This window comes from Vibrio sp. 10N.222.49.C12, assembly GCF_041475025.1.
GTDB classification, from domain to species: domain Bacteria; phylum Pseudomonadota; class Gammaproteobacteria; order Enterobacterales; family Vibrionaceae; genus Vibrio; species Vibrio crassostreae_C.
This window is the reverse complement of the sequence record NZ_JBFRVF010000084.1, coordinates 1-4,501: the sequence shown is the minus strand read 5'-3', so window position 1 is coordinate 4,501 and position 4,501 is coordinate 1. Positions and strand designations below refer to the sequence as shown.

The 4,501-nt window shown below is 43.2% G+C and carries 5 protein-coding genes and 1 pseudogene; 4 read left to right on the top strand and 2 right to left on the bottom strand.

The features are described from left to right. Both tnpC and AB4583_RS19615 read left to right on the top strand, forming a co-directional pair. Positions 1–804 (top strand): IS66 family transposase (gene tnpC, locus AB4583_RS19620; protein WP_372118957.1); only part of this gene is annotated, 804 nt, incomplete at its 5' end. A 30-nt stretch (positions 805–834) separates the two neighbouring features. Continuing rightward, positions 835–1,395, top strand: a pseudogene (locus AB4583_RS19615) (ATP-binding protein); the annotation flags it as partial. Between the two features lie 3 nt (positions 1,396–1,398). On the opposite strand, the gene AB4583_RS19610 reads toward AB4583_RS19615, so the two are convergent. After that, the gene (locus AB4583_RS19610; protein ID WP_372118954.1) at positions 1,399–1,707 is read right to left on the bottom strand and encodes a helix-turn-helix domain-containing protein; all 309 of its coding nucleotides are present in this window, start codon (positions 1,705–1,707) and stop codon (positions 1,399–1,401) included. A gap of 101 nt (positions 1,708–1,808) precedes the next feature. Here AB4583_RS19610 and AB4583_RS19605 point away from each other — a divergent pair, with 101 nt between their 5' ends. Both AB4583_RS19605 and AB4583_RS19600 read left to right on the top strand, forming a co-directional pair. Continuing rightward, positions 1,809–2,354 carry a hypothetical protein gene (locus AB4583_RS19605; RefSeq protein ID WP_372118951.1) on the top strand — a complete coding sequence of 182 codons (546 nt, stop codon included), beginning with the start codon at positions 1,809–1,811 and terminating at the stop codon, positions 2,352–2,354. Further along, the gene (locus AB4583_RS19600) at positions 2,348–3,730 is read left to right on the top strand and encodes a DEAD/DEAH box helicase (RefSeq protein ID WP_372118948.1); all 1,383 of its coding nucleotides are present in this window, start codon (positions 2,348–2,350) and stop codon (positions 3,728–3,730) included. Before AB4583_RS19605 ends, AB4583_RS19600 begins: the two co-directional genes overlap by 7 nt. Before the next feature lie 208 nt (positions 3,731–3,938). Here AB4583_RS19600 and AB4583_RS19595 read toward each other — a convergent pair whose 3' ends face one another. Next, positions 3,939–4,241, bottom strand: coding sequence for a hypothetical protein (locus AB4583_RS19595; RefSeq protein ID WP_372118944.1), 303 nt, complete (start codon positions 4,239–4,241; stop codon positions 3,939–3,941). Between the last annotated feature and the right edge of the window lie 260 nt (positions 4,242–4,501).

Genomic DNA, 4,501 nt, shown 5'->3' with positions numbered 1-4,501 from the left:
CTTCAACAAGTGGTGGTTCAAGCGGATGAAACGCCGCTCAATGTGCTCAAAGAAGAGAAGAAGTGTTATATGTGGCTCTACTGCTCAGGCGCTGACTCACCCGAAGCGGCACTGCCGAATGTGAAAAATATTGCCTTGTACGACTATCAAAACAGTCGCGCGAGGGCGTGTCCCGTGGACTTTTTAGGTGACTACAACGGTTATCTACAAACCGATGGCTACGCGGCTTATGATGGTCTGCATCACGTCACCAAGGTAGGGTGCTTAGCGCATGCTCGTCGCAAGTTCATGGATGCGAAGAAGCTTCAAGGGAAAGGTAAATCAGGCAAGGCTGATAAGGCGCTGGCTAAAATCCAAAAACTCTACGGGATAGAATCACGCTTAAAAGGTGCGCCTGCCGAAGAGCGAAAAGCAGAGCGTCAAGCGCTTGCCAAGCCGATACTGGATGAGCTTTACCAATGGATGACGACCCAGAAGGTGATAGGCTCTAGCCCACTAGGTAAAGCGATAAAGTACACGCTCGGGCAATGGCCAAAGCTCATTCGTTATATCGACGATGGTCACTTATCTATCGATAATAATCGCGCTGAACGTGCAATTAAACCACTGGTCATTGGCAGAAAAAATTGGCTGTTCTCTAACACACCAAATGGTGCTGAGGCGAGCGCGATGCTTTACAGCATCATCGAGACCGCGAAAGCCAACGGTCTTATCCTCTACGACTACATGGTCAAGTGCATGAAAGAGCTCGCGAAAGCAGAGCCTGATATCGACGCACTCCTACCTTGGAACTTCAAACACTGACAAGTCGCCCCGTGGGTTCATGGGGCGGATACGTTTGTGCTGGTTGGTATGCCATATGCTGATGTAATAGCGACAGAGCCACAATGGAACTCACGATTAAGTTGGAGACGAAAGATTAACTATTTCAAGCTGTTGAAAGCTAACAGCCATTCGAGTGGAACGGCATCTTATAGTTTTGACTTGGAGCAAAAAAAGCACTTTGCTAAATTTGTCGCTGGTTTGAGTGCGAGAATGGGCTGTGAAGAACCGCCGGTGCTTACAAAAAATGAAGTGTTATATCCTTTGTTTATTATGTGTAGAGGGGAGTGCCGAGCGTTAAAGCACTTCTTGAAAGACGCACTACTTATGAGTTTCAGTGAGAACGTTGATACGATAGATAAAGCGATATTGTCACGTACTTTTTCATTTAAGTTCCCTTACTTGGACAACCCTTTTAATTGTTCTATCGAGGAGCTTCGTCTTCATCAAATTGACTCTGGATCGTCTTACAATCTGAATGCCATTGCCGTAGAAGATAAGATACTTGCTCCGCGATTTACGGATGCAATTCCATTGAGTATGTTATTGAGCAAAAATGGACTTAAAGCTTAAGTATTACTTCTCGCTCTTTAGGCTCTCCAGTAACACCGCCTTCTCTTCATCACTCATCTTATCAATGGCACATGCTAACTCAGCGCTCAATTCGCTCCTACAGAAAAAGTAGTTTAGCGGCACATCTAACTCTTCAGCCATACGTTCAAGCGTACCAATATCGGGTACATGTCTGCCTTTTTCGTAATGATTCATACGACCGCTAGCAGAACTCTGCTCCATACCAATTTTCACCCCTAAATCTTTTTGGGTGATCTTGGCTTTTTTACGCGCAGCTTTGAGCCTCGCTGGGATTGGGTTGTATTTTTGCACTTACACATTTCTTTTCAACCTTTAGATAACTTAGATTGTCTAAGTTTTACTGATTTTTGTATACTTAGCAATCCTAAGTTTTTATTGCCTGTAAGAGTCACATGAAGAAAGTAACCAGAATTAACCCTCACATGTTTAACCTATTGATTGAAAAAGGGATGGACAATTTCTCCGTCACAGAAGCTAGGGATGCTTTGTTAAACGGTACTTCAGCCTTCCCGAGCAAGGTCGACGCGCGAAAGTATGTTTATAAACAACTTCTATCACTTGAGGAGAAAGGTTGGCTTTCTGTTATTGGGACTCGTAGAGACAAACGTTACCATCAAACTAACGAATTCAAAGCGCTCACAGTTGAGCCTAGATCGGGTCGAAATAGGCAAGCTAAAGTCGATTCAATGGCTGTTCAAACTTCGGAGTACTCTATACATGCATTAGAGCAAGAGAAGAAACAGTATGAAGGCGAGTTGGCAATTACTCTAGGCGAGATTGAGGAATACCAATCGTTGTTAACGCGTTTCCCAAACAATAAGCAAGATATGCAGCCGCTATTTAATGCGGCAAGAGAACGCTCAGCCAAGCTATTAGGCAGAATTAATGCACTAACCAACTGGATGCAAGTCGCGCAAAGTAAGGCTCCTCAATGTTAAGAGCATGGCAAGCCGAGTGTGCAGCTCAAGCTATCGAGAAATTCACTTCAAACAAGTATTCACACTTCTTCTGCCAAGCGACTCCTGGAGCGGGTAAAACCGTTATGGCCGCCGAGGTTGCGAGACGGTTATTTGAACAAGGCATGATTGACTTAGTGCTGTGTTTCTCTCCTTCACTGACTGTTGCAGAAGGGATGCAAAAGACCTTTTCATGGAAACTCGAATGTTCATTTAATGGAGGTTTGGGTTCTCTTGGAGGCTCTTACACCTACCAATCAATCCGTTTTTTGGATGAAAACTTTTGGAACACCGTCAGTAAGTATCGAGTACTAGTGGTATTTGATGAGATCCATCATTGCTCGTTTGATGATGAGGGACGGTCAAATTCATGGGGGCTAGAAATCGTCTCGAAGATCCAAAGCTTTGCTCGTTATACTCTGGCGCTGTCGGGCACTCCTTGGCGTTCTGATCGGTTACCTATTGTCATGGCTGAGTATTCTGATCCTGAAGGCAAGGTTGTTTGCGATTATCAATACGGCTTGCAACAGGCAGTTGAAGATAAGGTATGCCGCCGCCCTAAAATCGTTTTAATCGATAATGAACACCTGAGCGTTAAGGCTAGCAGTGACAATCAACACTTCGCCTCTATTCTTGATTGCCTTAAACAATCCGATGTCTCTTATCAAAGCGTCATCCACAACGAAGATGCTATGAATTACATACTAAATAGCGGCTGCCAAAAGTTAGAGCAGATAAGGGAAGAGTCCCCAAGTGCTGGAGGCTTGGTGGTCGCCTCTTCTATTAAGCACGCTAAAGACATTCAAAAGCGACTTGTTGAGCACTTTAATCAATCAGCATGCATAGTGACTTATCATCATGATAATCCGTTACATGAAATTGAGTCCTTTCGTCACTCAACGGTTCAGTGGATAGTGAGTGTTGGGATGATAAGTGAAGGAACGGATATCCCTCGGCTTCAGGTTTGTTGTCATATGAGCTCGGTAAAAACGGAACTGTACTTCAGGCAAGTGCTTGGAAGGATATTGAGAGTTAATGATTCACCCAACCAAGAAGCATGGTTGTATACCTTCGCTGAAGAAAATTTGATTGGGTTTGCTGAAAGAATTGAGCAGGATATTCCTGATAGCTGCTTGTACATTAAACAAGAGAATAATGTGCCGAGCGCTACTGATGAAAAGCACCTGACACCGAGTACCGTGTCGGGAAGCGTTCAATCTGATCGACCTCACCCAAGCCTACTTAATTGGGGAGAAGCTTCAGATGTTATCAACTCAAATAATGTAGGACTCACTTTAGCTTTGGATGAGCTGAGATTAGGTCAATTTAAGCAGAGGGTTATTGCAGCGTTCACTTAAACTGTAGTAACTCATATTAGATCTTACACATCGGCTTGTTAGTCACGACTAGATCGTACAAGCCGACTTGTTGAAATCGTAACTCATTCTTGGACAAAAGCGACTTAAAAAATCATTCTGAAGTTTTGATGTAGCAGGTTTCGAACGGAAATATCGTGGTCAATAAATAATAGAGTTACGTAAGTTCCGTACAATCTGAAAAGGTTTGTTATTGACTCTTTGAATACTTACTAACAAGAGCAACGTTCGATAACTTGGAAGACTCTTCTATTGGTATTTCGCAAATTTCTTCCCACGTCATACCCAAGTTCAACAGTTCAGCCGCTTGGTTTAAGTCATCAACCATATTTCTTATGTACATTTCGCAAATATTAAAATCATCAATTCCAGAGTTAGACCAATATTTATAGAGGTTCATTGGAACTTTTGAAGACGTGTATACATCCACTCTTATAAACTTATATGCTTGAGCGTCAATGATAGCAGCATTTGAACCACGCTCTCTGTTCACCGAGACTTCACACTCATAACCGTTGCTTAGCTTGCAAGTGAACTCAAAATAGTCGCTGTTCAACTGTTTTACAGAGTACGACTCTCTTGCAAACGCAAGTACGACAGGAAACTTGATTTCCTTTAAACAAATTGCCTTATCGCGTTCGGCAAGGGCAGCGATAATATCGGGAATTCTTTTTACGTGACTAGCACTTTTAGCCCACGATAGGATGAAATATAAAGCTATAGAAGTACCATATCCCTATCTGGCAGGGTAGA